Below are 614 nucleotides of genomic sequence, written 5' to 3'. Positions count from 1 at the left end.
ACGATCGCGGCGAGCAGGGCGGCGCACACCAGCAGGCGCGCGGCGGTGTCGGTTGAAGGGCGGGCGCGGCCCCTAGCCATGGCGCCCCTCCAGCAGCTCGCGCAGCTCCGACACCGAAACCTCGCCCGGAAGGTCTTCGAGGAAGCGGCGGAGCCGGGCGCGGAAATGCGCCTGCTGGTGGCGCGCGGGCGTGGCGCGGTTGACGGCGGGACCCGCGCCGACCGCGTCGGAACAGGCGTTGTAGATGGCGTCGGCGAGATCGGCCTCGTCCATGTCAGGCGGCCTCCGACTTTTGGGCATGCGCGGCGGCCCGAGGGCGGCTAGATTTCGCCTTGTGCAGGCCGGGCCGGGCGATCGGGATGCGATCGCCCGACTTGGTCCAGTGCTCATGGAAGAGGTCGCGCGGCGCGATGCCGATCGCGGCCGCGATGGCCTCTTCCACGGGGATCGACGGGGCGCCCGCGGCGGTCTGCTGGACCACCTGGGGCGACACGCCGATCTGCCGCGCGAGGCTGCGCCAGGTGAGCCCCACCAGGCGCAGCCGCATGCGGATCCACTCCCGCCTCTCGGCGGGATTTTTTGGGACGTCAGACGTTGCGGGAGCGGTTTTCATG

Annotated in this window: 2 protein-coding genes; both read right to left on the bottom strand. The window is 72.1% G+C overall.

Features of this window, described 5'->3' with window-relative positions; all coding sequences use genetic code 11:
* Positions 1-72: 72 nt before the first annotated feature.
* Positions 73-273 (bottom strand): hypothetical protein, encoded by a 201-nt coding sequence (locus KHC27_RS17030; RefSeq protein ID WP_213340597.1) that lies wholly within the window; start codon positions 271-273, stop codon positions 73-75.
* Between the two features lies 1 nt (position 274).
* On the bottom strand, positions 275-547 hold the full coding sequence (locus KHC27_RS17025; protein WP_213340596.1) for a helix-turn-helix domain-containing protein: 273 nt from the start codon (positions 545-547) through the stop codon (positions 275-277).
* Positions 548-614 lie beyond the last annotated feature (67 nt).

Origin of the sequence: Ancylobacter lacus (assembly GCF_018390635.1) — a bacterium.
Classification (GTDB): Bacteria; Pseudomonadota; Alphaproteobacteria; order Rhizobiales; family Xanthobacteraceae; genus Ancylobacter; species Ancylobacter lacus.
The sequence above is the reverse complement of the archived record's forward strand: the minus strand, read 5'-3'. Positions and strand labels throughout refer to the sequence as shown.

Excerpts from the sequence above, each read along its gene's own strand:
- KHC27_RS17030 (WP_213340597.1), bottom strand. The coding sequence starts at position 273 with ATGGACGAGGCCGATCTCGCCGACGCCATCTACAACGCCTGTTCCGAC.
- KHC27_RS17025 (WP_213340596.1), bottom strand. The coding sequence starts at position 547 with ATGCGGCTGCGCCTGGTGGGGCTCACCTGGCGCAGCCTCGCGCGGCAG.